The following is a 24,840-nucleotide window of genomic DNA, read 5'->3' on the forward strand; positions in this document are numbered from 1 at the left end:
CTGGACCCCGACGGTCGCGTACTTTGCGAACGATTATCAGTTAGAGCGCGGCGCAGCCCATAGCAAGCTCCCAGGTCGCCGCACGGGGCCTCAGCCGGTGGAAGCTGCTTTGCGAACGGCCGGTCCTGCGGCTAGAACGCAGCCTCAAGCGGGCGTGGTGAAATTGGTAGACGCGCCGGACTCAAAATCCGGTTCCGAAAGGAGTGTCGGTTCGAGCCCGACCGCCCGCACCACCACCTTTCCATGGACAATCGTGATCTGCCTCTGATCGCTCGGCGTAGCGCCGGGCGCAGGCGCGGCAGCGCCCGGCGCTTCCGCATTGCAGGTTCAGTCGCGTGACGCGCCCTCTGCGGCGGCGTTTCCCCGGGCCGTCGCCCGGGCGGCGCGGTCGATCACGTCGGACACCGCCTTGGCCTGAGTCATGAACAGGGCGTGGCTGCCCGGGACCTCGGTGATGTCGGCCTTCATCCGCCGGGCCATGTGCAGCAGCATGCCCGCGCCGAAGGCCTTGTCGTCGCGGGCGATCACCGCCCAGCTGGGCTTGGTGCGCCAGGCCGCCTCGGTCACCGGGGTGGCGAAGACCGACATGTTGATGGGGACTTGCGAGTCCCGAAGGAACGCCGCATCGGCGTCGCTGGCGTCGGCGGCGAAGCCCACCTTGAACCGCTCGGGATTGATGAAGCCATAGCCGTCGGGGCCGGTGTCGATGACGAACTCGGTGGCGGGTGGGAAGCCCTCGTACTGCCTGGCCGTGGTCTCGCCGCTGTCGGGCGCGAGGGCCGAAACATAAACGAGGCCGGCCACCTTCGGATGGACGCCCGCCTCGGTGATCACCGTGCCGCCCCAGCTGTGGCCCACCAGGACGACGCGACCGGGCTGACGCTCGATGACCCGCCGCGTGGCGTCGACATCGTCCTTCAGGGACGTCAACGGGTTCTGGACGATGGTCACGCGGTAGCCCCGCGCGGTGAGCAGGTCATAGACGCCGCGCCAGCCCGAGCCGTCGGCGAAGGCTCCGTGGACCAGGACGATGCTGGTGGAGGGTTGGGCCGGCTGGGCTTGGGCCGGGGCGGCGCCGGCGGCGAGGAGGGCGGCGGCCGCGCCAAGGGCGGTCTGCCGGATCTTGCGGGTCATGGTTGGTCTCCCTGCGTGGAGGGCCGGCGAAGGCCGGCGTCGTGGGTGGGGACGCTACTGGTGACCTGCCCGGGCGCGCCCACGGGGAGGCGATGGACGGCCGGGCGAAACCGACACGGGCGCGCTAGCCCAGCGTCAGGAGATTGACCGCCTGAGCCGTCCGGGTCTCTGACCTTTGATGGGGGGCGGCTCCCGCCTTGCGCCGCCCATGCGAAAAGCGCTCCCCGGCGACCGAGGAGCGCTTGCAACAGGTTCGGAGGCTTCAGCCGGTCGGGTTCAGGACCCGGCGCGGGCCAGGATGGTTTCGATCACCTTCAGGGAGATCGCCCGCTTTTCCTCGCGGCTGACCAGAGGATAGCCGGGATGGTCGGCCGGATCGTGCATGATCGGCGGCGTGACCTCGGCGAAGACGGCGCCCTTGCGCGCCGACAGCGTGCCGTTCAGCCCCCAGACCGCGTCGTCCCCGACTTCGGGCTTGTCGGCGGGCGCGCCCTGCAGCATGCCCCCCACGTCGCCGCCGACGGCGCCCTGGCCGCTGACCTCCTTGCCGATCCCCTTCAGGAGGCCGAGGCTGCGGCGAACGACCTCCATCCGCTTCTCGGCGTCGCCGATGCTGACGACCACCTCGGGCCCGTCGTCCGGGGCGGCGTGATACTTGCAGGTGTCGCCCGAGCGCTGGGTCCGGATCACCCGGTCGGTGGTGATCGCCGTCATCTCCTCCGCCGAGATGAAGCTGCAGGGATCCACGTCCGCCTTGGCCGCCCTGGCCTCGGCGACCTTGGGCGCCTCGCCCTCGCTCTCCCCAGCGCCGCAGCCGGCCAGCGCCGTTCCGGCGAGGGCCACGCTCATCGCGATCGCGATCGCGATCGCGATCTTCCTCATGTCTGATCCTGTCCTGCTCACTGGTCTGTCACGATCACGCCGGGGCCGAAGAAGACCGGCCCCTCCGGGCCTTCGGCGACGAAGGTGAAGGCGTCGCCGGGGGGCAGCGACAGGATGGTCGAGCCGTCCGCCGCCAGCAGGTTCAGCCGGCCGCCCGCAAAGCTCCACCGTCGCCAGTCCCGGCCCTTCCAGGGCTCGGCGCATTCGCCGGCCTGCTCCAGGCTCCCCGCGGTCGCCGAGGCGGCGGTGACGGCGAAGCCGCAGGCCCCGGCGTTGTTCGAGCCGCTGAGGGTGAAGGTGCCGTCGAGCAGGTCCTTGCGGGACCTCGGGGCGGGCGGACGGCCGCGGTCGAGCGAGACCGCCTCGCCGGTTGGCAGGGCGCCCATGAACCCGCCGCTCTCGACCCGCGAGAAGGAGATCTGCGCCTGGCGCAGGGCGTCGATCAGCACGAGCTGGTCCCCGCGCAGGGTCCAGCCGGTCACCTCCTCCAGCGGGAAGTTCCGGCGGCAGGTGGGCGAGATCTCGAGGGTCGCGCCGCCGATGACGCCTTCGGTCCCCAGGGTCAGCGGGCAGTAGGGCGCGCCCTCGGTGACGCCGGACAGGGTCCAGGGGCCGGCGTAGGGGCGGGCCCAGCCGACGGGCTCGGAAGCGGCTGGGCCCGCGTCCGTGGCCGCCGCGAAGAGGGCCGCGATGGCCAGGAAGCTGCGGAGACGCATGGCTACTGCAGCACCAGTTCCACGCGCCGGTTCTTGCCGCGGCCCGTCTCGTCGGTGTTGGGAGCGGTGGGCGCCAGCGGGCCGACGCCGCGGGCGACGATCCGGTTGGCGGGAACGCCGCGCTGCACGAGGGCCGCGGCGACGGCCTTGGCCCGGCGCTCCGACAGGTCGAGATTGTGCGCCAGGGCGCCCTGGTTGTCTGTGTGGCCGACCACGAACACCTTGACCGTGTTGCCCTTCAGATAGCGGACCATCTCGGCCAGCTGCGGCTCGGACTGGGGCTTGAGCACCGCCTGGTCGGTGTCGAACAGCAGGCCGTAGAGCGCCACCGAACCCTCGGACCGCAGGCCCGAGGCGATGGCCTCGCTCTTCACGGTCACCATACGGCTTTCCATGCCCTTGGGCTCGACCACTTCCACCAGGGCGACCACCCGGTCGGTGAGGGCCTTGGACATGTCGCCATAGGTGCCGCCCTCGCTGCGGGCCACGAACAGGGCCACATAGGCCGCTGCCGGCCCCTGACCCTTGCGCAGCAGGGCGTAGCGGACGTCCCGGCCGCCATCGAAGATGCTGTGCACGAAGTTGTTCCGCGGGCCCGCGCCCGAGCCGGCGCTGACGTGGGTGGCCTTGTTGTTCCAGTGGTACTTCAGCTCCTTGAAGGCCTCGCCGCAGCCGTCGGTCCCGGCGCACTGGAACTCGACGGCGAAGCCCTGGCCCTGCAGCTGGTTCTGGAAGTTGCGAAGCACCTCGAGGGAGGAGCGGCCCGGCGCGGTCACATAGACGCTGCGTGTGACCTTGCCCTCGGCCTTGATGGTCCGGGAGAAGCGCTTGCCGCCGGCGGTCTGGGCCTTGCCCGCCGCCAGGGTCAGTTCGTCGAAGGCCATGACGTTCTGCAGCAGGAGCGTTGAGCCGGCGTAGCGGCCGGTCCAGGGGTGGTCCTTGGCCCCCGGCAGGTCCTGCGACAGCACCTGGGCGTACTGGACCTGGGCGTGGGCCGGGGCCTGGACGGCGAGGCCGACCACGAGGCCGAGCGCTACGGCGGACATCCTAATCGTTCTCATCACTGCCGATCGTCCTGGATTTTCGGGTCGCCCTTGCCGCCCGTCGTGGGCGGGAATCGCCGGCGGCGCAGGCGCTTTGCGACTTTGCCGCCCAGGGCGGCGGGCGGTCTTGAACAGATCGGACTTGAGGGGCCGATCGGACGCCGGGGCGCGTTTTCAGCTCCAGAGCACCAGCGGGCGGCTCGCCCCGGCGCGGTGGCGTCCGGCGAAGGTGCCCGCCGTGATGCCGGCGCGGTCGCGCAGGAAGGCGCCGGGCGTCACCCCCACGAAGCGGCGGAAGTCGCGGGTCAGGTGCGGCTGGTCGGCGTAGCCGGTAAGGGCGTCGGCGAGCACCGGCTGTTCATGGGCGGCGAGATAGGCCGCCACCCTCAGGGCGCGGTACTTCATGGCCAGAGCCTTGGGCGGGGCGCCGTAGGTCTCCAGCATGATCCGCTGCAGATGGCGCCGGCCGACGCCCAGGGTCTCGCTCAGGGCGTCCACAGACAGGTCGGGCGAGTGCTCGAGCCAGTGGTCGGCGGCAAGCACGAAGCGGGAATGCTCGTGCGGCCGCGCGGGCAGGCGCAGCAGCTCCTCGACGATCCGGGTGTGGCGCCCGTCCAGGCGACAGGCCAGCAATTGTTCCAGGGCGAGGGCGCAGGGATGCGGCCCCCAGAGGTCGGCGCCGTCGATCAGCCCGTCGGCGAACTCCCGGGCTGGACTGCGGATCAGGGAGAGCCACCCGGCCGGCAGCAGGCCCGCCGCCGCCACCAGCGTCCCCGCTTCCAGCTCAACCTCATAGGCGGTGTTGGTCGGGCCGAGCAGGGTGATGGCCGGGGCCGCGACCCTCCGCCCGTCGGCGAAGACATAGGACGAGCGGCCGGACAGGCGGATGTGCAGGTTCGGCAGCATGGCCGGCAGCAGGGCCGTGGTCGCCTGCGTCAGGCCGTCCAGCACGGTGTGCACCGTGATCCACGCGCGATAGGCCGGCGACGGCAGGAAATATTCGAGATGCATGCCCAGGGTCGTGCCGTGGCCGACCCCCTCCCGGGCGCACTATGCGACGGAATGCCGCGGCGCGCCAAGGGCAAGGTCGCAACCCTGGCCACGCCGATTTGACGCCGGCAGTCGACGGGGCGGGCGGGGCCTGACAGTTTCCGGCCCATGACCGACGAAACCCCCTCCAACTCCGCCCAGCTGGAGTCGCCCACCTACCGGCTCCCCGCCCTCGACCAGGACTTCCTGCTCGGCGACTCCATGCGCGGCGTGCGCTTCCTCCTGGAATTCGCCAAGGCCGATGAGGCGATGAGGGCCTGGGGCGTGAAGTCCACCATCGTGGTCTTCGGCAGCGCGCGCATCCGCGAGGACGGTCCGGCCCCGCAGCCGCGATGGTATGCGGCGGCCCGGGAGTTCGGAGCCTTGGCCTCGCAGCGTGGCGGCGCCTACCTGGCCGGGGGCGCCGAGCGCAACAACGTCATCTGCACCGGCGGCGGCCCGGGGATCATGGAGGCGGCCAACCGTGGCGCCTGCGACGTGGGCGCCCCCTCCATCGGCCTCAACATCACCCTGCCGCACGAGCAGGAGCCGAACGCCTATTCGACGCCGGAGCTGACCTTCCGCTTCCACTACTTCGCCATGCGCAAGATGCACCTGGCGATGCGCGCCAACGGCCTGGTGGTGTTCCCCGGCGGCTTCGGCACCCTCGACGAGCTGTTCGAGATCCTCACCCTGCGCCAGACCGCCAAGGCGCCGCCGATCCCAGTCGTGCTCTTCGACGAGGCCTACTGGCGCAAGGTGATCAATTTCGAGGCCCTGCTGGAGTTCGGCATGATCTCGCCGCCGGATCTTGATCTCTTCCAGTTCGCCGAGACCGCCGAGGGCGTCTGGGACTGCCTGCTGAAGGGCGGCCTCAAGCCGTATGGCGAGCGTGGCGCGTGGGTGGCCGCCCGGGATCAACGGCTGGAGTAGGGCTCGGCGAAGGCCCAGAGCCGGGAGGCGGCGAAGGTCGCGGTCGGCGTCGCCACAGCCACCACCGCCAAGCCCGCGGCGAACGGCCAGCCGGCCTGGTCCACCAGGAGCCAGGTGAGCCCCTGGGTGACGCACAGGCCGAGCAGCGAGACCACCAGGAAGCGCGCGAACTGCCCGCCGCGCAGGGCCGGCCGCCCGAAGGTCAGCCGCGCATTGCCGAGGTACGAGACCCCCACGGCGCACAGATAGGCCAGGAGGTTGGCGCGCAGGGGCGACAGTCCTGCGAAGGTCCGGAGCGCGAGCGCCGCGGCCACGTGCGTCCCGGTGGCGGCCAGGCCCACGGCGGCGAACACCGCCGCCTGCCGGGCGATCAGCCTCACGCCGGCTTCTCCGCCGTGGCGAGGACGGAGACGCCGAACGGCAGGTCGGTGGCCGCGAGCAGGCGCTGCTCGGCCGCGAACACCCCGCCGAGCAGCCGGTTCAAGGGCGGCGGCGGCAGGGCTTCGTCATCGCCGCCCTCGCGCTTCAGGGCGCCCTTGGCCAGGCGGATCGCCGCGATCGGCGGGAACAGCAGGGTGTTGAAGTGGCTCACCCGCCGCACGGCGAGGCCCGCGGCCTCGATCAGCCGGCGCACCTCGGCCCGGACATAGCGGCGCTTGTGATGGTGGGCGGCGTCGTGGGCGCTCCACATCCAGGCGTAGGCCGGGACGGTGAGGATCAGCCGCCCGCCCGGCTTCAGCTGCGCGGCCATGGCCGCCACGGCCCCGGCGTCGTCGTCCACGTGCTCGACCACGTCGAAGGCGCAGGCGAGGTCGAAGGGCGCGCCGAAGTCGGGCAGGCCGTTGGGCAGCCAGCCCTCGCGAACGTCCGCCAGGCCCCGCGCGGCGGCGTATTCCCGGGAGGGACCGTCGGGCTCGATGGCGCAGACCTCTCCGAACCGGCCCAGCATCTCCAGATTGCCGCCGGCCCCGCAGCCCACCTCCAGCACCCGCGCGCCTGCGGGCAGGCCCAGGCGACTGATCTCGGCCGTCAGAACCGCCCGGCGGCCGGTGAACCACCAGTGATCCTGCTCGATCTCGCGCAGGCGGTCGTAGATGGCGCGTTCCACTAGCCCTTAAGTCCTTCCGCCGTCGTCGAAGCCGATGCGCTCGCGCACCAGATAGGTCGGCCTCCGCTTCACCTCCTGATACATCCGGCCGACGTATTCGCCGAGAACGCCCAGGGCGATCATCTGCAGGGCGAAGGCGAACAGGACCACCACCATCAGCGAGGCGTAGCCCGGCACGTCCCGACCGACGACCAGCACCCGGACGATGAGCACAAGGCCGCCGACCATGGCGGCGACGGCCGCGGCGACGCCGACTCCGGTCCACACGCGCAGCGGCGCGGTGGTGAAGGCGGTCAGGCCGTCCAGGGCGAAGCGGAACAGCTTGCGATAGCTCCAGCTCGTGCTGCCGGCGGTTCGCGCCGGCCGGACATAGGGCACGCCGGCCTGGCGGAAGCCCACCCAGGCGAACAGCCCCTTCATGAACCGGTTCCGCTCGGGCAGGGTCTTCAGGGCCTCCACCACCGCCCGGTCCATCAGGCGGAAGTCGCCGGCGCTGTCTGGAATGGGATAGTCCGAAAGGCCGTTGAACAGCCGGTAGAACAGGGCCGCCGTCTGGCGCTTGGCGAAGCTGTCGGAGGAGCGGTCGGTGCGCACCCCGTAGACCACGTCGTAGCCCTGCTCCCACAGGGCCAGGAACTCGGCGATCAGCTCGGGCGGATCCTGCAGGTCGGCGTCCAGGGGCACGATCATGTCGCCACGGGCCGCGTCCAGCCCGGCGGTGAGCGCCGCCTCCTTGCCGAAGTTGCGGCTGAGGGCCACCACCCGGATGCGGGGATCGGCCGCCGCCCGGGCGCGCAGGGCGGCCAGGGTGCCGTCGCGGCTGCCGTCGTCCACGCAGACGATCTCCACGGCCACGCCCAGGTCCGCGGTCGCCCCATCCAGCCGCGGGAAGAGGGCCTCCAGGCAGCCGTCCTCGTCATGCATGGGAATGACGAGCGAGAGCGTGCGGCCCGTCCGGCTGCGCATGGCGCTCATGCCCGCCGCTCCTTGCTGGCTCGGTGCGATCTCGGCCCCTCGATCAACATGGCGACGGCGGCGGCGATCACCAGGGCGCACAGAGCGTTCGACGGGAAGATGTAGCGGGCGTCCGCCGCCGGGCCGATCAGGAACAGCAGCGCCAGGTTCGCGAAGGCGCCGCCGGTCAGGGCCAGCGCCAGGGCCGTTCGCGGATCGCGCCGCAGGGCCAGGAGGCCGCACGCGGCGAGCGCCAGGGCGTAGAGCAGGGCGGGCCGCCGCCATGGCTCGGGCGCGTTGCGCTCCACATAGGTCGTCACCCGCCGGGACAGGTCGGCGTGCGCCAGCGCCAGGCCATAGTCGTTGCGGTCGATGCCCCCGTGGACGGGATAGAAGACCCGGTGCTTGGCGAGGCCGAGCTGTTCCACCATCACGATCCGGCGGTGGTCCAGGTAGCAGCCGAGGTGTTTCGGGATCACCTCGCGCCAGGCTCTGGCGACTGCGCCGCCGCCGTCGGTCTTCAGGATTGGCGGGCCGCCGCCGGGCTGGGGCTCGTGGGCCATCTGCACATGGCGCGGATCATAGGCCTCGCGGATCTGGGCCGGGGTGATCGGCAGGCCGCCGGTGACCTCGGGCGGCAGGAAGTTGCTGTCCTCGCAGGCCGACACGCCGAGCAGGTCGAACAGCTGGATCTGGAACATGGTCCCCGCCGGCGGGACCCGCTGGAAGTCCGGCAGCCGCCACTGCCACGACGCCCAGGCCAGGCCGACCGAGGCGGCCAGCACCGTCGCGGCGAAAGCCCGGAGCCGCAGGCCCGCCCGCGGGGTGAGATAGGGCCGCCAGACCATCAGCGGCGCGATCAGGGCGAACAGCGGAAAGGCGTTGTAGCGGAGCGAGACGCTGATCCCCAGCATCAGGGCCGAGAGGGCCAGCGGGGCCGGCCGACGCCGCTGCGCGGCCAGCAGCCACAGGGCCACGCTGGCCAGGGCGAAGCTGCCCACCGTCACGTCGCGCCAGTGAGCCAGGGCCACTCCCAGCATGGGGGGCACGGCCACGAAGGCGGCGGCGAACACGGCCATGGCGGCCAGGGCCCAGATCCGGCTGCGGATCAGGAGGGCGGCTGACAGGCCCGCGGCTGCGAACAGCAGGAAGGTTTGGAAGGCGAACAGCCCGCCGGTCCCGAGCCCCAGCTTGCGGCTGATCCAGAAGAGATAGCTGTGCATCGGCGGCCAGGTCATGTGCTCGATGCCCAGGAACGACCGCGACCAGGCGTAGAGGCCATCATAGTTCATCTGGCCGGGCCAGGCCGGGTAGCACACGAGCACGGTGGCGAGGGCCGCATAGGCCAGCACGGCGGGCCACATGGGCGCGCCGGGGACAGCGCGGACGGAGGAGGGCGGCTTCAAAGCTTGATCGCGCCCAGCTTGCAGATCCGGGCTCCGTCGGCCAGCACCCCATAGGCGACCGCCTCGCCCTCGCTCAGGGTGGTGAACGCCTGCCAACCCGTGCCTTCGGCGTCGACCTCGGGGCGCGCCTCGGCCACGTCGGGACGCGGGCGGCCGCTTTCGCCGCCGCCGGCGATACGCTGGTCGCGGCCGGCGATGATGATCCGGCTGGGCGGCGCCTTGCCCTGCACGTCCCAGCCCCAGCCCGACAGGCGCGCGCCTGGCCGCGCGCCGCCGTAGAGGGCCTCCACCTGCTCGGTATTGCCGATGCAGGCCGTATCGGGGGCCATCTGGAAAGCTTCGGCGAGGGGGCGGCCCACCAGGGGATCGACCCAGGCGGGGAGGGGCGGGAGCGGGTCCCTGCGTGTCAGCCAGTCAGGCTGTTCGCAGGCCGCGAGACCGGCGGCTGCGGTCACCAGGATGACCGAACGTCCGGCGCGGGCCCAACCCGGCATATATTCGCTCCCGTGTCTGGCGCCCCCAGGCGGCACTTAAGCGGGAACGATGACCGCGTTCAACGAGCGGAGGCGTTCTTTGCGATGAACGCCTCCGCTTTGGGCTTACCAGATGCGGACGCGGTCCTCGGGCGCCACATACAGCTTGTCGCCGGGCTTCACATCCCAGGCCGAGTACCAGCCGTCGATGTTCCGGATGGTGCCGTTCACCCGATAGTAGGCTGGCGAGTGCGGGTCAGTGACCACCTGCTGACGCAGGGCTTCGTCCCGGATCTTCTCCCGCCACACCTGGGCCCAGCCCAGGAACACCCGCTGGTCGCCGGTAAGGCCGTCGATCACCGGCGCCGGCTGGCCCTTCAGCGAGGCGTGATAGGCGTCGAGGCCCAGGGACAGGCCGCCCAGGTCGCCGATGTTCTCGCCCATGGTCAGGCCGCCCTGCACCTTGGCGCCGGGCAGGGGCTCGAAGGCCGAGTACTGGGCGCCGAGCCGGTCGGCCTGGGCCTTGAACTTGGCGTTGTCCTCGGCGGTCCACCAGTCGCGCAGCACGCCGTCGCCGTCGGACTTGCGGCCCTGGTCGTCGAAGCCGTGACTGATCTCGTGGCCGATCACGCCGCCGATGCCGCCGTAGTTCACCGCCGGGTCGGCGTCAGGATCGAAGAACGGCGGCTGCAGGATGGCGGCCGGGAACACGATCTCGTTGTTGGCGAAGTTGTAGTAGGCGTTGACCGTCTGCGGGGTCATGCCCCACTCCCGCTTGTCCACCGGCTGGTCCAGCCGGGCCACGTTGCGCCGCCAGTTGAAGGCGCCGGCGCGGATGGCGTTGCCGTAGAGGTCGTCCTTCTTCAGCTCCAGCTTGGAATAGTCCCGCCAGACCTCCGGATAGGCGATCTTGACGGTGAACTTGGCGAGCTTGTCCTGGGCCTGGGCCTTGGTCTCGGGGCCCATCCACTCCAGCTTCTCGATCCGCTCGCGCATGGCGGTGCGGATGTTGGCCACCAAGTCGTCCATCTTGGCCTTGGCCTCGGGCGGGAAGTAGCGGGCCACATAGATCCGGCCGATGGACTCGCCGATGGCGCCATCCATGAACTGGGCTGCGCGCTTCCACCGGGCCTGCTGCTCGGGCTGGCCGGCCAGCTCCTTGTTGCGGAAGGCGAAGCTGGCGTCGACGAAGCGCTTGGACAGCAGCGGGGCCGCGCCGTCGGCCACGTGGAAGGCCTGCCAGGCCTTCAGGGTCTCCAGGGGCGTCTCGGCATAGATCTGGGCGAACTTCGGGAAGGCGGTGTTGGTGGTCACCACGATCCGCTCGACCTTCGGCAGTTCGGTGGCCGCAAGATACCGGTTCCAGTCGAAGCCGGGCGTCGCCGCCTGCAGCTCGGCCGGGGTCATGGGATTGTAGGTCTTGTCGCGGTCCCGCCGCTCGACCCGGCTCCAGGAGGCTTCGGCCAAGCGGGTTTCGAACTCGACGATGGCCTTGGCGTTGGCCGCCGGCTTCTCCCAGCCGATCATAGTCAGCAGCTGTTCGACGTAGGCCTGGTACTTAGCCTTCTTCTCGGCGAACGACGGCTGCAGATAGTAGTCACGGTCGGGCAGGCCGAGGCCGCCGGTGGCGCTCATCACCGCGTAGCGGGTCGGGGCCTTGGCGTCGATCGAGATGTACACAGGCAGGATCGAGGTGAAGCCGGTGGTGTTGGCCTTGCCCATCAGGGCGGTGAACTCGTCGCGGGTCTTCACCGCGCGAATCTCTTTCAGCTCGGGCGCGATGGGCTTGGCGTCGAGCTTCTCAGCCAGGGCCTCGTCCATGTAGGCGGCGTAGCCGGCGGCGATCTTGGCCGCGTCGGGATCGGTCAGCTTGCCGGCCTTGGCGTCCTCGAGGATTGCGTGCAGGCGGGCGTCGGACAGCTCGCGCAGCTTGTTGAAATTGCCCCAGCGCACCCGGTCGGACGGGATCTCGGTGATCTTGTCCCACGTGCCATTGGCGAACTTGAAGAAGTCGTCGCCGGGCTTCACCGAGCGGTCCATGCCGGACAGGTCAAAGCCCCAGGTCCCATACTTCGGGGTCTCCAGCGAGATCGCCTCGCCGGCGGCGGCGCCCTTGGCCGGGACGTCGAACAGCAGCGCCGTCTCGCAGGCCGCATCGGCGCAGGGATGCTCGTCATGCGCGAAGGCGTTCGCGGAAAGCGTGAGCGTGGCCAGGGCCGTGGCGGACAGCAGGAAATTGCGCGTGGAGCGGGTCATCAGGCCTTCTCTCGAAACGGTTCCCCCGACTTCCGGAGGGAACCTCCCCTTTGCCGCGCAGCAAAAAGGGAAATTCCGCCCCGTGCAATGTGAATCCCGGGGAGCGTCGTTCATGGATCCCCGGCCTGAAAACGCGGACGGCGCGGACCGCCGTCCGCGCCGCCAAAGGCCAGATGCTCGGGAGGGCTAGTGCAGGTTGATGTCCTGCCGCTCGCCCATGTCGGGCGTCGACTTGGTCAGGTTCGCCTTGGCCACCTCGATGGCGTACTTCACCGGCCCGCCTTGACTGATCCAGACGCCGGCCTCCTCGCAGTCGAGGCGCAGGAGGGTGAGGCGTGGGTCGTCCTTGCCCTCGGGGTACCAGGCGGCCACATGGGCGTTCCAGTACTTGTCGATGCGCTCCTCGTCATGGTCGGGCCGCAGGGTCCCGTCGATGCAGGCCCACAGGTCACGGCTCTGGAAGATGAAGCTCGCCGGCCCGAGCATCTGGGCCGCCGCCTCGGCCAGGTCGGTGTCCCGGTAGGTGTAGAACCAGATCGTGTTGGTCTCGCGCTCCACGAAGCCGGTCATGGGCTGGAAGTGGTGGCTATCGCCGCTGATCCCCAGCATGCCGGTGTGCTGACCGGTTTCGATGGCCGACCACATGCGGTCTTCGATCTCGGCGGGGCTGAGCTTGTCGTGGGCCATGGGCGGCGTCTCCGGAATTTTCAGGGGGGATGTCCGCCCCTGAACCCCTCGACGCCGCGCCGGTTCCGCTCGGCCTCTAGCGAGTCACGGCCAGCTGTTCGAGGAAGCTGACGTAGCTCAGCACCGCCTCGTCATAGCCGGCCACCGTCGGGCGGGCGCTCTCGATCACCATATACTCGTCCGGCGCATGCGCCCCGCCGCCGTGTCCCAGGCCGAAGTGGCCGGCCGGGAGGCTGAGCGGCGGGCTGGTGAAGAGATAGCCCGGCCACGAGCCCGCCAGGCGCGGATTGAGCGCCGGGTCGATCCCCGCGGCCTTGTATGTGGCCTGGGTCGCCCGGATGAGGGCCGAGTTCTCGTCGGTCTCGGTGGGGCCGTAGCCGCCGGTGACCTCCACCTCGATGTCGCTGAAGCCGTGCTTGATCAGGTGCGCCTTCAGCTTGGCCACGCACTCATCGAAGGTCTGGTTGGGCACCAGCCGCGCCTCCAGCTTGGCGCTCACCTTGGAGGGCAGGATGGTCTTGCCGCCCGGCCCCTGATAGCCGCCGAGCAGGCCCTGGATGTTCACCGTCGGCTGGCCCACCAGGCGCTCCATGGCCTCGCGGTACGACAGGCCGCGGATCCAGCGCTTGGCGCCGACGTTGCGCAGGGCCTCCTCCTCGGGGGTGCGCTGGATGAGGATGTCCACCAGCTCCTTCTGGCGCGGGGTCAGGGGCCTGACGTTCTCGAACCAGCCCTCGATGGCCGGGTCGTTGCCGTCGGCGCTCACCAGGCTCTTGAGCGCCAGCACCAGCCGCCAGGCCGGGCTGTCGAGGGCGGCCCGCTGGCTGGAGTGGACGTCCAGGGACGGGCCCACGCCCGAATGACCGCCATTGGCGATGAGCTCGAACTCCAGCGAGCCCTTGGCGCCGAGGTTGATCGCCACCTTGCCGGTGGGGCTCTGGCAGTTCATCGGCAGCATGACGCCCGAACTGCGCTTGAAAGCGGCCAGCACCTCCGGGGTCATGGCGTCGCCGAAGTTGGGCGAGCCGATCTCCTCCTCGCCCTCGCAGATCAGCACCAGGTTCACCGGCGGCTTGCGACCGGTCCCCTTGTAGGCGCGCAGGGCCGCCAGGAAGGCGCTCTCCGGCCCCTTCTGGTTGGTGGCGCCCCGGCCGACCAGCACCTTGCCGAAGCCCGGCTTGTCCACCAGCGCCCCCTCGAAGGGCGGCGAGCTCCATTCCGACGGGTCGGCCTGCTTGACGTCATACATGAAGTAGACGCCGATGGTCTGCCGGGCCCCGTTGTCCATGGTCGCGAAGACGCAGGGCTGACCCTTGGTCTCGATCCGCCTGGCGTCGGCGAAGCCCGCCTCCTTGGCCAGTTCGATGGTCTGGGCGCAGGCCTCGGCCATGTTGCGGTTCTCGGCGGCGATGCCGGGCAGGCGGATCCAATCCTGCAGCCGCCGGATGTTGGCGTCGTGGTTCTTCTCCACATAGGCGCGCAGGGCGCTGCTCGCCCTGGCCTGGACCTTGGGTTCGCCCTTGGTCTGGGCCGCGACGGCCGTGGGCAGGGCCAGGGCCGCGCCGCTGGCGGCCATCAACTGCAGCAGGGCGCGGCGGCCCGGGATCCGGTGCGTCATCTCAGGTCTCCCCCATCACATGGATGCAGACGCTCAGCGCCGCTCGTACGTCACCTCGCCGTCCACCACGGTCAGCACCGCATGGCCCTTGGGGATCTCGGCCTCGGGCGCGGTCATCAGGTCCACGGAGAAGGCCGACAGGTCCGCCCGCTTGCCCACTTCGATCGTGCCGAGTTCGTTCTCGGCGAAGCGGGCGAAGGCCGGGGCGCTGGTGAACAGCTTCAGGGCCTCAGCCCGGCTCAGGGCCTCGCCGGGCCGCCAGACGGGCGTCGCGAAGCCCGACAGGTCCTTGCGCGCCACGGCGGCGTAGAATTCGATCAGCGGATCGCCCCGCTCCACCGGCGCGTCTGAGCCGCCGGTCACCACGGCTCCGGCCTCGCGCAGGCTCTTCCAGGCATAGGCGCCGTCCAGCCGAGCATCGCCGAGTCGGGCGGGGGCGAAGTGCAGGTCGCCGATGGCGTGGCTGGGCTGCATGGAGGCGATCACCGCATGGCGCGGGAAGCGGGCGATGTCCGCGGGCCGCAGCACCTGGGCGTGCTCGATCCGCCAGCGGGGCTCGCGCATCCTGACGTTGGGCGGCGCCGAGGCGAACACCTGCTCATAGAGGTCCAGCATCACGGCGTTGCCGCGGTCGCCGATGGCGTGGGTGGCCACCTGGATGCCCGACCGGTAGGCGCGGGTCAGCTGCGCCTTCAGGGCCTCCGGCGGCGTCAGGATCAGGCCGCTCGTGGCCGGCGCGTCCTCATAGGGCTGGAACAGCGCGGCCCCACGCGAGCCCAGGGCCCCGTCGGCGAAGGCCTTCACGGCGCGGGTCGTGATCCGTCCGTCGGGGCTCTGCCGCGGTCCGCCCTCGAACAGCGGCGCCGCCTGGCCGATCTCCACAGCGTTGTAGATCCGCAGCGGGGCCTGGCCCTTGGCCGCCAGGTCCTCCAGCAGGGCCACGTCCGCCCAGTCGACGCTCATGTTGTGGACGCCGGTCCAGCCATAGGCGGCCTCCACCTTGAACGCCGCCGCATAGGCTTCGCGCCGGTCGGCCTCGGTGGCGGCGGGGCGCAGCCTGGCCACCAGGTCCATGGCGTTGTCCACCAGCATGCCGGTGGGCTGGCCGTTCTTGTCCTTCAGAATCTCGCCGCCGTCCGGGGCCTTGGTGGTGGCGTCGATGCCCGCCGCCTTCAGGGCCGCCGTATTGGCCACGAGGGCGTGGCCGTCGGCCCGCACCAGCAGCACCGGTCGGTCCGGGGCGATCGGATCAAGGTCGCCGCGCTCCAGGAAGCGGCGCTCGGGCCAGCCGGTCTCGATCCAGCCGCGGCCCCACACCGGCCCGGTTCCCGGCCGCTGGGCGAGATAGGTCCTCACCCGCGCCGCCGCCTCGGCCGCCGACTTCGCCCCCTCCAGGTTCAGGGTCAGTTCGCGCTCGCCGACGCCGCGCAGGTGGGCATGGGAATCCGTGAAGCCGGGGAACAGGGCGGCGCCCTTCAGGTCCACCACCCGCGTGCCGGGGCCGACCTGCGCCTGGGCGCCGCGGCGATCGCCCACATAGGCGATCCGGCCGTCCCGCACCGCCACCGCCTCGGCCTTCGGCCGGGCGTCCACGCCGGTGTAGACAGGCCCGCCCCAGATCACGAGGTCGGCCGTCTGGCCCTGGGCTTGGGCCTGAGCACCGGCCCCGCTGTTCAGCCCGACGATGAGGGCGAGCGCCGAAATGAAGGTCCGCATGTCGCCAAGCTAAGGGGCAAACCCCGCCTCGCGCCAGCCTTGGCCGAAACGGGCGTCAAAATGGGTATCCGCCGGGTGGCGAAGCGAAGCTTGGCCGTGGCAGAGGGCGCCGCCATGTTTCTGGACGTCCTGCTCGGCAAGCCCGGCTTCCCGCGAGACCCCCTGATCAGCCGCCATCCCGAACCCATGACCGCCGAGGAAGCCCGGCGTGAGGTCCGCCACGCGACGGCCCTGCGTCGGCGCGTGCCCCTCGGCCATCCCTACGGCGTCGCGCCGCTGTGGACGCCATACTGGCTGGCGTGCCGGATCGCGGCGGTGGTCTGCTGGGCGGACGGGCGGCGAAAGGCTAGTGCAGCCCGTCGTCGGAGCCGAGGCAGTGCTCGTAGATCACGCGGGCGGTCCCGCTGAGCGTATTGGCCGCGCTGACCAGGGCCGCGTTGCCCACATAGGTCTCGGTGGCCTCGGCCAGCTGCGCCAGCTCCTCGGCCATGGCGGAGAGCTTCAGATAGACGTCCCTGTCGGTGAGCGGGCCTTCAGTCATGTCCCCCTTCTGGCCTGCGTCGCGCCGTTGCGCCAAGGGGGCGCGGCGTCGCGCCCTGGCGCCACCCTCGCGCGTGCCGGTTGCGACCTGCGCCCATAGGTCATTTTCGACGTCCTTAACGATCCTTAGCCATGTTTCGCGGCCTCAGTTGCGGGGGAGTCATGCATTCCAAGAGGTTGTCGCGCGGTGCGCGCGATCTGCGGGCATTGCAGTCGAGTGGGGCGACCAGCCGGGTGCTGAACCTGGCGCTGGTGGCGGCCCAGCATGGCCGCGATCCGGAGTACCTCGCCCGGCCGTTTTTCCGCAGCCGCACGCTGAACACCTGCATCCTCGTCAAGCACCGCGTGCGGCCGGACGAGCGGTTCGTCTTTGACTATCCGCCCACCACCGCCACCAAGATCATCCTGCCCTTCGCCGCCAGCGACCTGACGCTCGGCGCGCGCTCCATGTTCGTCGGCCAGCGCAACTGGCGCGAGATGCTGCGCGACCTGTGCGAGGACACCCCCGACATCGTCCGGGACATGAAGCTGCTGACGGTGATCGAGCGGCTGCCTTCGCTGGATCCCTTCCTGCTGCGTGAACAGCTCAAGCGTCACGGCTTCAGCGTCGGCCGCTGCTACTTCGCCCTCTCGCCGGGCGACTCCGAGCGGATGCAGGCCTTTGTCAGCAACGAGATTGCCAAGCTCATCGACCTGGCCTTCGTGGGCCGCGAGGGGGGCGGGGACGTGGCCCGGATGGTCCAGATCCTGCTCTCGTCCGAGGTGGATGAGCGCCTCGATCCCCTGCGCGTGACCCTCGGCCTGGAGGGGGAGGCCTATCGGGAGGGAATCTTCAGCTGGAAGGGCTTCCTCTACTACAAGTGGGTGCTGGCCGAGCTGTGGCCCAAGGTGGACCGGGTGCTCGGCGAACTGCGGACCCTGAGGGTCTCGGGTGAGCGCAAGGAGCCGGACCTCGCCCGCTATGTGGAGGCGGCCCGCCGGCGGCTGGAGACGGCCATCGCCCAGCACCGCAAGGACGTGGTCGAGACCCTGCGCTTCTACGACCGGGCGTTCGCCGAGCTCACCGACAACGGCCGACCCGCCGCCTTCCGGGAGTTCCTGGTAAAGGCCCCGGCCATGTTCACCACCCTGGGCGAGCGGATCGGCGCGGTGTCCCACATCGCCAGCTTCTGGCGCTACCGGTTCCCGACCCCGCGCATTGAGCCCCTGCCCATCGCCGACATGGCCGAGATCCTGCAGGACTTCGAGGCCAGCCTGGCGGTCGACCCCGAAGCCGTGCAGCTGCGCGCCATCGCCTGACGCAGGCGTCCGGGACGCCCGGCGGAACCGGGGCCGTAGGTTCGGCGCTTCCTCCCGGCGCCATCGTCCGAAGCCCCACCGGAGCCGTCCCTGGAAACCTTCCTGCTGTTCCTGCTCGTGGGCTTCGTCGCCCAGATCATCGACGGGGCCATGGGCATGGCCTACGGCGTGATCTCCTCGTCGGTGCTGATGGCCTTCGGCGTGCCCCCCGCGACCGCTTCGGCGAGCATCCACGCGGCTGAGGTCTTCACCACCGCCGCCACCGCCACGTCGCACATGGCCCACCGCAATGTGAACTGGCGGTTGTTCTTCCCCCTGGCGGCGGCCGGGATCGTGGGCGGGGTCCTGGGCGTGACCGTCCTCACCGGCATCCCGGGCGAGAAGGTGAAGCCGTTCGTGGCGGGCTACCTCGCCATCGTCGGCATCTACATCCTGATCCGGGCGGTCCGCGAGATCCGCCCGCGCCATCTCAACCGCGCCTGGACCGTGCCCATCGGCGTGGCGGGCGGCTTCCTCGACGCCCTGGGCGGGGGCGGCTGGGGGCCGGTGGTGTCCTCGTCCATGGTCGGCGCCGGGGTCGAGCCTCGCCGGGCCATCGGCACCGTGGGCGCCAGCGAGTTCCTGGTCACCTGCACCGTCTCGGCGGCCTTCGTCTATGCGCTCATCTCCGGCCGCTGGGCCGAGGCGGGCGACCTGCGAGAGCATGCCTCGGCGGTCGGCGGGCTGGTGGCCGGCGGCCTCGTCGCCGCGCCCTTCGCGGGCCTCATCGTCAAGCGTGTCCCGGCCAAGGCCATGACCTGGGCCGTGGGGGTGATCATCCTGCTGCTCTCCGGCTACCAGTTCGTCCAGGTGCTGCGCGCCTGACGGGCGACAGCCGCCGCTGTCGGATCAAGAGCGGCGTTTTCGTCCTGAGGCGGCGCCTAGCCGGAGGACGCCATGACCCCGACCATCACCGCCTTCAGGGCTTCGCCCGACCGTGGCCGGGGCCTCGCCCGCGACATGCGCGCGCGCTGGGCCCTGGAGGAAGTGGGCCAGCCCTACGAGGTGCGGCTGCTCACCTTCGCCGAGCTGAAGCAGCCGGCCCATCTGTCCCTGCATCCGTTCGGCCAGATCCCCACCTACGAGGATGATGGCGTCGCCCTCTTCGAGTCCGGCGCCATGGTGCTGCACATCGCCGAGCGGCGCCCTGGGCTCCTGCCCGAGGCGCCGGACGCCCGGGCCCGGGCCATCGGTTGGATGTTCGCCGCCATCGGCACGGTGGAGCCGCCCATCGTCGAGCGGTCCATGGCCCTGCTTCTTGAGGCGGACCGTCCCTGGCATGCCGAGCGCCTGCCCCTGCTGGACGAGCGGGTGCGGGTGCGCCTTGGCCAGCTGTCCGCCCGCCTGGGCGAGGCCGAGTGGCTGGACGGCGACTTCTCGGCTGGCGACCTGATGATGGTCTCGGTGCTGCTGCGCCTCGGCGGCTCGGGCCTGCTAGAGGCGTTCCCCAACCTTGCGGCCTATGTCGCCCGGGGCGAGGCGCGGCCGGCCTACCGCCGCGCCTTTGCGGCCCAGCTCGCGGTCTTCCGCTCCGCCCAGGCCGAGGCGTGACCTCAAGGCCAGGCTGGAGTCTGGCCGCGGCGGCGAACGTGCGCATATTCCCTGCAGCCGATCGGGGGGAAGAGGTGGACGCTCGCACGAGACGACCGCTCATACTGGCCGCCGCCGTGGGCGCGGCCCTGGTCTGGACGGCCTTCAGCGGCCCTGTGCTGCGGCCGTGGGCGCCGTCTCTCGGCTTCGCCTACGGCCGCTCGCTGCTCGTGAACCTGGCGGACTTGGCCGTCATGGCCGTGCTCACCGGGGCGGCGGCGCCGGCGGGGCCGCGGCGGCTCCTGGGGCTCGTCGGCCTCGGGGCACCGATCCTGCGTCCGCTGGTCTGGGCGGCGGTGATCTTTGTCCCGGCCGCGGCGATCGCCGCCGTCGCCGCGCCGGCGGCGAGGGATCTCACGCCGCAGGACGTCGTCTGGCAGGGCGTAGTCTTCCCCGCCCTGGAAGAGGTCATCTACCGGGGCCTGGCCATCGGGGCGCTGATCCGCTGGGCGGGCTGGCGGTGGTGGGCGGCCTGTCTTGCCCCGGCGGTGATGTTCGGCCTCGTCCACGCGGGCCAGGGCGCCGACCTCGGCGAGGTGGCCGGGATCGTCGCCATCACCGGCCTTGGCGGCCTGCTGTTCGGCTGGCTGTTCGTCCGCTGGGGCTTCAACCTCTGGCCGGCCATCCTGCTGCACGTGGGGATGAACAGTCTCTGGATGGTGTTCGCCCTGGGCGACACCGCCCTCGGCGGCTGGCTCGGCAATGGCCTGCGGCTGCCCCGAGCTAAAGGCGGTCAGCCCGGCCGGTGGATGGCGCACAGCTTGTGGCCGTCCGGGTCGCGGACATAGGCCAGGTGCATGGGGCCGAGGCCGCCGTTGCGCAGGCCGGGCGGCTCCTCGATCGAAACGCCGCCGTTGGCGACCGCTACGTCGTGGAACTGCTTCACCTGCTCGGGCGAGTTGCACCGGAAGCCGATGGTGCCGCCGTTGGCGTAGGTGGCGGGCTCGTTGTTGATCGGCTCGCTCACGCAGAACGTGCCGCCGTCATGCATGTAGAACAGCCGGGTGTGCCCGCTGTCGGCGGTGTTGCGGAGCGCCGGCCGGGCGCCCAGCACCCCGAGCACCGCGTCGTAGAAGCGTTGGGACCGCTCCAGGTCGTTCGACCCGACCATCACGTGATTGAACATGTATCCTCCCTCGCCCCGGCCTTCGGGGCCGGACGGGACGATAGCCGCGCCTGCAGTTGACGCTAGGTCCGCAGGATCTTCTCCATGGCCTTGCCCTTGGCCAGCTCGTCGATGAGCTTGTCCAGGTAGCGCACCTCCCGCATCAGCGGGTCCTCGACGGTCTCCACCCGCACGCCGCAGACCACCCCCGTGATCGCCGTCCGGGCCGGGTTTAGCCGCGCCTGCCTGAAGAAGGTCTCGACGTCGGTCTTCTGCTCCAGATGTGCGGCCAGCTCCTCCGGGGAGTAGCCCGTGAGCCAGAGGATGATCTGGTCCACCTCGGCCCTGGTGCGGCCCTTCCTCTCGGCCTTCGCCACATAGGCCGGATAAACGCTGGCGAAGCTCATGCTGTAGATGCGGTGCCTGGTCATTGTCCGCCTCCGCCGTGGGGCGAGCCAGTTGGCCGCGTCGGCGCGCCCGGCGCAAGGTGGACGTGGGGCCGGAAGAGGGCTAGGCCCGCCCCGTGATCCCCGCCCGCCTGCATGTCGCCCTCGCGCTGATCGATGAGGTCGAGCGTCTCGGCCGTCCCGTCGACGCCGCCCTGTCCGCCGCCTTCCGCGCCCGCCGCACCCTGCGCGACGCCGACCGGGCAGAGATCGCCGCCCTGGTCCATGAGGTGCTGCGCCATCACGCTCGGCTGGCGTGGTGGCTGGCGAAATATGGCCGGGAAGCCACGCCGCGCCTGCGGCTGCTGGCCTGGCTCGCGCTTGGTCGGCGCATGACCCGCGACCAGCTTCAGCCGGTCTTCGCCCTGACTCCCGACGAGCGCGATCTGCTCAAGCGCCTCCACGGCGGCTCGCCCGACCATCCCGCCATGCCTGAGGCGGTCCGGACCGAGTGCCCGGACTGGGCCTATGAACCCCTGCGCCACCGCTTCGGCGAGGCCTTCGCCGCGGAGATGACCGCCATGCTCGCGCCGCCGCCGCTGGACCTGCGGGTCAATCCGCTGAAGACCTCCCGCGAGGCGGTGCTGACGGGCCTGCGCAGCCTGGGCCTGGAGGCCGAGCCCTGCCCCCGCGCGCCGGACGCGGTGCGTCTCGCCGAGCGGGTGGCGTTGTCGCGCCTGCCGATGCTGCGGACCGGCGAGGCCGAGATCCAGGACGAGGGCTCGCAGCTCGTCGCGCGCCTGGTCGGGGCCCGTCCGGGCGAGCGGGTGGTGGATTTCTGCGCCGGGGCCGGCGGCAAGACCCTGGCCCTGGCGGTCGCCATGGAGAACCGCGGCCAGGTCATCGCCTGCGACGTCTCGGAGGGACGGCTGAAGCGCGCCGCGGAGCGGTTCCGGCGCGCCGGCCTGCACAACGTCCAGACCCGTCTCCTGGCCGGCGAGACCGATCGTTGGGTCAAGCGCCACAAGGCCGGCTTCGATCGGGTGCTGGTGGACGCCCCGTGCAGCGGGACCGGCACCTGGCGGCGCAATCCCGACGCCCGCTGGCGCGCCGGCGGCGCGGAGGCGCTCCTGCCGCTGCAGGCCGCCATCCTGGCCAGCGCAGCCCGCCTGGTCCGCCCCGGCGGCCGGTTGGTCTACGCCACCTGCTCTCTGCTCGCGTCCGAGAACGAGGCCCAGGTCGAGGCTTTCCTCGCCGCGCACCCCTACTTCCGCCTCGTCCCGCAGGACGTGGTCGAGGACTCGGCGCACCCCGCCTTCCTGGCGCTAACCCCCGGCTGTCACGGAACGGACGGTTTCTTCGCCGCCGCCCTCCAGCGGGATGAGGTCAGTTCCGGATCGGAACGCCCTTCGTTGTAAAGCGCGTGCCCGGGCCCCGCTTTGGCCGCCCAGCCGAAAACTTGCCGCCGCCTTTGCCGGCGCCCGCCGGCTGGTGCGCCGGGACCAGCTGATCCGGCCGCGGTCCGATGAGGTCCGCCCGGCCCATGGCTTTCAGGGCCTCGCGCAGCAGCGGCCAGTTCTCCGGGTCATGGTAGCGCAGGAACGCCTTGTGCAGCCGCCGCTGACGCAGGCCCTTCACCGTCTCCACCGGCTCGCTCGCCCCGCGGCGCACGCCTTTCAGCGGATTGACGCCGGAGTGGTACATGGCCGTCGCCGTGGCCATGGGCGAGGGCAGGAAGGTCTGCACCTGGTCGGCGCGGAAGCCGTTCTTCTTCAGCCACAGGGCAAGGTTCATCATGTCCTCGTCTGTGGTCCCGGGGTGGGCGGCGATGAAATACGGGATCAGGTGGTACTTCTTGCCGGCCTTTTTCACGGCCGCGTCGAACAGCTCCTTGAAGCGGTCGTAGGTCCCGATCCCCGGCTTCATCATCTTGCTGAGGGGACCGTCCTCGGTGTGCTCCGGGGCGATCTTCAAAAGGCCGCCCACATGGTGGGTGACCAGCTCCTCCACATATTCGGGGCTGCGGACGGCCAGGTCGTAGCGCACCCCTGAGGCCACCAGCACCTTCTTCACGCCCTGCACCTCGCGCACCTTGCGATAGAGGCGGATCAGGTCGTCGTGCGAGGTGTTCAGGTTCGGGCAAATCTCCGGGAAGACGCAGGAGGGACGGCGGCAGGCCGCCTCCACTTTCGGGTCCTTGCAGGCCATCCGGTACATGTTGGCCGTGGGGCCGCCGATGTCCGAGATCACCCCGGTGAAGCCCGCCGTCCGATCGCGGATGCGCTCGATCTCCTGCAGGATCGAGGCCTCTGAACGGCTCTGAATGATGCGGCCCTCGTGTTCGGTGATCGAACAGAAGGTGCAGCCGCCGAAGCAGCCGCGCATGATCGTCACCGAGAAGCGGATCATCTCCCAGGCCGGGATCTTGGCCCCGCCATAGGCCGGATGCGGCGCCCGCGCGTAGGGCAGGTCGTAGACCGCGTCCATTTCCTCGGTGGTGAGCGGGATCGGCGGCGGGTTTAGCCACAGGTCGCGGTCTCCGTGCCGCTGCACCAGCGGCCGGGCGTTCCCCGGATTGCTTTCCCGGTGCAGGACCCGGTTGGCCCGGGCGTAGGCCTCGGGGTCGGCCGCCACCTGTTCGTACGAGGGCAGCCGGATCACCACGTCGCCGGGACGGCGGGCCGCGCCCTCGTCGGGACTGTCCAGGTCGTCGGCGGCCAGCTCGGTGTAGTGCTCGGGCACGCGGCGGAACAGGGCCACACCACGGATGTCGGAAAGGTCCCGCGGCGCTTCACCCGCCGCCAAGCGGTCGGCCACCTCGATCACCGCCCGTTCGGCGTTGCCATAGAGCAGGAGGTCGGCCTTGGCGTCGGCCAGCACCGAGCGGCGCACTTTCTCCGACCAGTAGTCGAAGTGGGCGATCCGGCGCAGAGACGCCTCGATGCCGCCGAGGACGATCGGCACGTCCTTGAAGGCCTCCCGGCAGCGCTGCGAATAGACGAGGGTGCAGCGGTCGGGCCGCTTCCCGCCTTCGCCGCCGGGCGTATAGGCGTCATCGCTGCGGATGCGTCGGTCCGCCGTGTAGCGGTTGACCATGGAGTCCATGTTGCCGCCGGTGACCCCGAAGAAGAGGCGTGGGCGGCCCAGGGCCTTGAAGGGCTCGGCGGAATGCCAGTCGGGCTGGGCGATGATGCCGACGCGGTAGCCCTGGGATTCGAGCAGTCGGCCAATAATGGCCATCCCGAAGCTCGGGTGATCGACATAGGCGTCACCGGTCACCAGGACGATGTCGCAGGCGTCCCAGCCCAGGGCCTCCATCTCGGCCCGGCTCATCGGCAGGAAGGGGGCGGCGTCCTCAGGCCGCGCCCGGGGCGCCAGCCGCGGCGGCGCGTCTGCCCTGGAGATCAAGGGCGTTTCGATATGGGCCTTGATGTCCATGGCGCGCCACGGATAGGCGCGCGGGCCGGCAAATTCAACCGGACCCTTTGGTCGGCGCGCGCCGGGGCCTGCGCCTCATCGCCCCAGCGCGCGCAGTTCAGCTTAGTAGCGCCAGCTGGTGAGGTCGGCGCCCTTGGGGGCGGCCTCCTCGATGCGCTTGAGGATCTTGGGCACGTAGAAGGTGTTGTAGCGGAGGCGCGAGATGCCGTTGGGGTTGGCGTGGTCGCCGTTCCAGCAGTGCTCGGCGCGATCGCCGTAATCGACTTCGCCGCGGTAGGGCGGGTCGGCCTTCTTGAGGAAGTCCTCCATCAGATAGACGGCGTTGTTCAGGTAGAAGTTGTCCATGTCGCCGACATAGATGTGGATCTTGCCCTGAAGCTTCGGCCCGAGGGTCTTCCAGTCGCGCTCGAGGATGTGGCGCAGGTCGTAGTTCTCGCGCCAGTAGGCGGCGACGTCCTTGTCGATCACGCCCGTGCGCTTGTCCCAGA

Annotated in this window: 24 protein-coding genes, 1 tRNA gene and 1 pseudogene; 7 read left to right on the forward strand and 19 right to left on the reverse strand. The window is 70.7% G+C overall.

Going from position 1 to position 24,840, the window contains the following annotated elements; genetic code table 11:
• Positions 1-148 precede the first annotated feature (148 nt).
• Positions 149-233 (forward strand) — tRNA-Leu (locus BO64_RS06285).
• Positions 234-327: 94 nt separating this feature from the next.
• On the opposite strand, the gene BO64_RS06290 is transcribed toward BO64_RS06285, so the two are convergent.
• The 5 genes from BO64_RS06290 to BO64_RS06310 form a co-directional block, all read right to left on the reverse strand.
• Positions 328-1,134 (reverse strand): alpha/beta fold hydrolase, encoded by an 807-nt coding sequence (locus BO64_RS06290; protein WP_496402422.1) that lies wholly within the window; start codon positions 1,132-1,134, stop codon positions 328-330.
• 276 nt (positions 1,135-1,410) lie between these two features.
• The gene (locus BO64_RS06295; RefSeq protein WP_496402423.1) at positions 1,411-2,016 is read right to left on the reverse strand and encodes a hypothetical protein; all 606 of its coding nucleotides are present in this window, start codon (positions 2,014-2,016) and stop codon (positions 1,411-1,413) included.
• Positions 2,017-2,033: 17 nt separating this feature from the next.
• Positions 2,034-2,732 carry an AprI/Inh family metalloprotease inhibitor gene (locus BO64_RS06300; protein WP_496402424.1) on the reverse strand — a complete coding sequence of 233 codons (699 nt, stop codon included), beginning with the start codon at positions 2,730-2,732 and terminating at the stop codon, positions 2,034-2,036.
• 2 nt (positions 2,733-2,734) lie between these two features.
• A complete protein-coding gene (locus tag BO64_RS06305; protein ID WP_496402425.1) occupies positions 2,735-3,778 on the reverse strand; it encodes an OmpA family protein in 1,044 nt (347 codons plus the stop codon).
• A gap of 171 nt (positions 3,779-3,949) precedes the next feature.
• Positions 3,950-4,786, reverse strand: coding sequence for a helix-turn-helix transcriptional regulator (locus tag BO64_RS06310; protein WP_496402426.1), 837 nt, complete (start codon positions 4,784-4,786; stop codon positions 3,950-3,952).
• Positions 4,787-4,933: 147 nt separating this feature from the next.
• Here BO64_RS06310 and BO64_RS06315 point away from each other — a divergent pair, with 147 nt between their 5' ends.
• Positions 4,934-5,737 (forward strand): LOG family protein, encoded by an 804-nt coding sequence (locus BO64_RS06315; RefSeq protein ID WP_496402427.1) that lies wholly within the window; start codon positions 4,934-4,936, stop codon positions 5,735-5,737.
• On the opposite strand, the gene BO64_RS06320 is transcribed toward BO64_RS06315, so the two are convergent.
• The 10 genes from BO64_RS06320 to BO64_RS06365 all read right to left on the reverse strand — a co-directional run bounded on the left by BO64_RS06320 (position 5,722) and on the right by BO64_RS06365 (position 16,496).
• Positions 5,722-6,117: a GtrA family protein gene (locus tag BO64_RS06320; RefSeq protein WP_496402428.1), complete on the reverse strand. Its 396-nt coding sequence runs from the start codon at positions 6,115-6,117 to the stop codon at positions 5,722-5,724. The genes BO64_RS06315 and BO64_RS06320 overlap by 16 nt on opposite strands.
• Positions 6,114-6,845 (reverse strand): class I SAM-dependent methyltransferase, encoded by a 732-nt coding sequence (locus BO64_RS06325; protein ID WP_496402429.1) that lies wholly within the window; start codon positions 6,843-6,845, stop codon positions 6,114-6,116. Before BO64_RS06325 ends, BO64_RS06320 begins: the two co-directional genes overlap by 4 nt.
• Positions 6,846-6,851: 6 nt before the next feature.
• Positions 6,852-7,820 carry a glycosyltransferase family 2 protein gene (locus tag BO64_RS06330; RefSeq protein WP_496402430.1) on the reverse strand — a complete coding sequence of 323 codons (969 nt, stop codon included), beginning with the start codon at positions 7,818-7,820 and terminating at the stop codon, positions 6,852-6,854.
• The gene (locus tag BO64_RS06335; RefSeq protein WP_496402431.1) at positions 7,817-9,163 is read right to left on the reverse strand and encodes a hypothetical protein; all 1,347 of its coding nucleotides are present in this window, start codon (positions 9,161-9,163) and stop codon (positions 7,817-7,819) included. Before BO64_RS06335 ends, BO64_RS06330 begins: the two co-directional genes overlap by 4 nt.
• A gap of 38 nt (positions 9,164-9,201) precedes the next feature.
• Positions 9,202-9,699, reverse strand: a complete 498-nt coding sequence (locus BO64_RS06340; RefSeq protein WP_496402432.1) for a hypothetical protein — start codon at positions 9,697-9,699, stop codon at positions 9,202-9,204.
• 105 nt (positions 9,700-9,804) lie between these two features.
• Positions 9,805-11,934: a M13 family metallopeptidase gene (locus BO64_RS06345; protein WP_496402433.1), complete on the reverse strand. Its 2,130-nt coding sequence runs from the start codon at positions 11,932-11,934 to the stop codon at positions 9,805-9,807.
• Positions 11,935-12,120: 186 nt separating this feature from the next.
• On the reverse strand, positions 12,121-12,621 hold the full coding sequence (locus BO64_RS06350; RefSeq protein WP_496402434.1) for a pyridoxamine 5'-phosphate oxidase family protein: 501 nt from the start codon (positions 12,619-12,621) through the stop codon (positions 12,121-12,123).
• A gap of 76 nt (positions 12,622-12,697) precedes the next feature.
• Entirely contained in the window at positions 12,698-14,239 is a 1,542-nt protein-coding gene (locus BO64_RS06355; RefSeq protein ID WP_496402435.1) for a M20/M25/M40 family metallo-hydrolase, read from the reverse strand.
• A gap of 33 nt (positions 14,240-14,272) precedes the next feature.
• Positions 14,273-15,955, reverse strand: a complete 1,683-nt coding sequence (locus BO64_RS06360) for an amidohydrolase (protein WP_496402436.1) — start codon at positions 15,953-15,955, stop codon at positions 14,273-14,275.
• 346 nt (positions 15,956-16,301) lie between these two features.
• Positions 16,302-16,496, reverse strand: a complete 195-nt coding sequence (locus BO64_RS06365) for a hypothetical protein (protein ID WP_496402437.1) — start codon at positions 16,494-16,496, stop codon at positions 16,302-16,304.
• Between the two features lie 206 nt (positions 16,497-16,702).
• Here BO64_RS06365 and BO64_RS06370 point away from each other — a divergent pair, with 206 nt between their 5' ends.
• The 4 genes from BO64_RS06370 (at position 16,703) to BO64_RS06385 (ending at position 20,211) form a co-directional block, all read left to right on the forward strand.
• The gene (locus BO64_RS06370) at positions 16,703-17,794 is read left to right on the forward strand and encodes a hypothetical protein (protein ID WP_496402438.1); all 1,092 of its coding nucleotides are present in this window, start codon (positions 16,703-16,705) and stop codon (positions 17,792-17,794) included.
• 117 nt (positions 17,795-17,911) lie between these two features.
• Positions 17,912-18,658, forward strand: coding sequence for a sulfite exporter TauE/SafE family protein (locus BO64_RS06375; protein WP_496402439.1), 747 nt, complete (start codon positions 17,912-17,914; stop codon positions 18,656-18,658).
• A gap of 72 nt (positions 18,659-18,730) precedes the next feature.
• Entirely contained in the window at positions 18,731-19,384 is a 654-nt protein-coding gene (locus BO64_RS06380) for a glutathione S-transferase family protein (RefSeq protein ID WP_496402440.1), read from the forward strand.
• 74 nt (positions 19,385-19,458) lie between these two features.
• On the forward strand, positions 19,459-20,211 hold the full coding sequence (locus BO64_RS06385) for a CPBP family glutamic-type intramembrane protease (RefSeq protein ID WP_496402441.1): 753 nt from the start codon (positions 19,459-19,461) through the stop codon (positions 20,209-20,211).
• Here BO64_RS06385 and BO64_RS06390 read toward each other — a convergent pair.
• Positions 20,157-20,549: a VOC family protein gene (locus BO64_RS06390; RefSeq protein WP_496402442.1), complete on the reverse strand. Its 393-nt coding sequence runs from the start codon at positions 20,547-20,549 to the stop codon at positions 20,157-20,159. The two genes, BO64_RS06385 and BO64_RS06390, sit on opposite strands and share 55 nt — an antisense overlap.
• A gap of 62 nt (positions 20,550-20,611) precedes the next feature.
• Positions 20,612-20,959, reverse strand: a complete 348-nt coding sequence (locus BO64_RS06395; RefSeq protein ID WP_496402443.1) for a DUF2200 domain-containing protein — start codon at positions 20,957-20,959, stop codon at positions 20,612-20,614.
• 92 nt (positions 20,960-21,051) lie between these two features.
• Between BO64_RS06395 and BO64_RS06400 the strand changes: the two genes are divergently transcribed.
• Positions 21,052-22,332 (forward strand): RsmB/NOP family class I SAM-dependent RNA methyltransferase, encoded by a 1,281-nt coding sequence (locus BO64_RS06400; RefSeq protein ID WP_496402444.1) that lies wholly within the window; start codon positions 21,052-21,054, stop codon positions 22,330-22,332.
• Here BO64_RS06400 and BO64_RS06405 read toward each other — a convergent pair.
• Together BO64_RS06405 and BO64_RS06410 are read right to left on the reverse strand one after the other, a co-directional pair.
• Positions 22,301-24,352, reverse strand: a complete 2,052-nt coding sequence (locus tag BO64_RS06405) for a YgiQ family radical SAM protein (protein WP_496402445.1) — start codon at positions 24,350-24,352, stop codon at positions 22,301-22,303. The genes BO64_RS06400 and BO64_RS06405 overlap by 32 nt on opposite strands.
• Before the next feature lie 102 nt (positions 24,353-24,454).
• A pseudogene (locus tag BO64_RS06410) lies at positions 24,455-24,840 on the reverse strand (hypothetical protein); the annotation flags it as partial.

It is taken from the genome of Phenylobacterium composti DSM 19425, assembly GCF_059568645.1.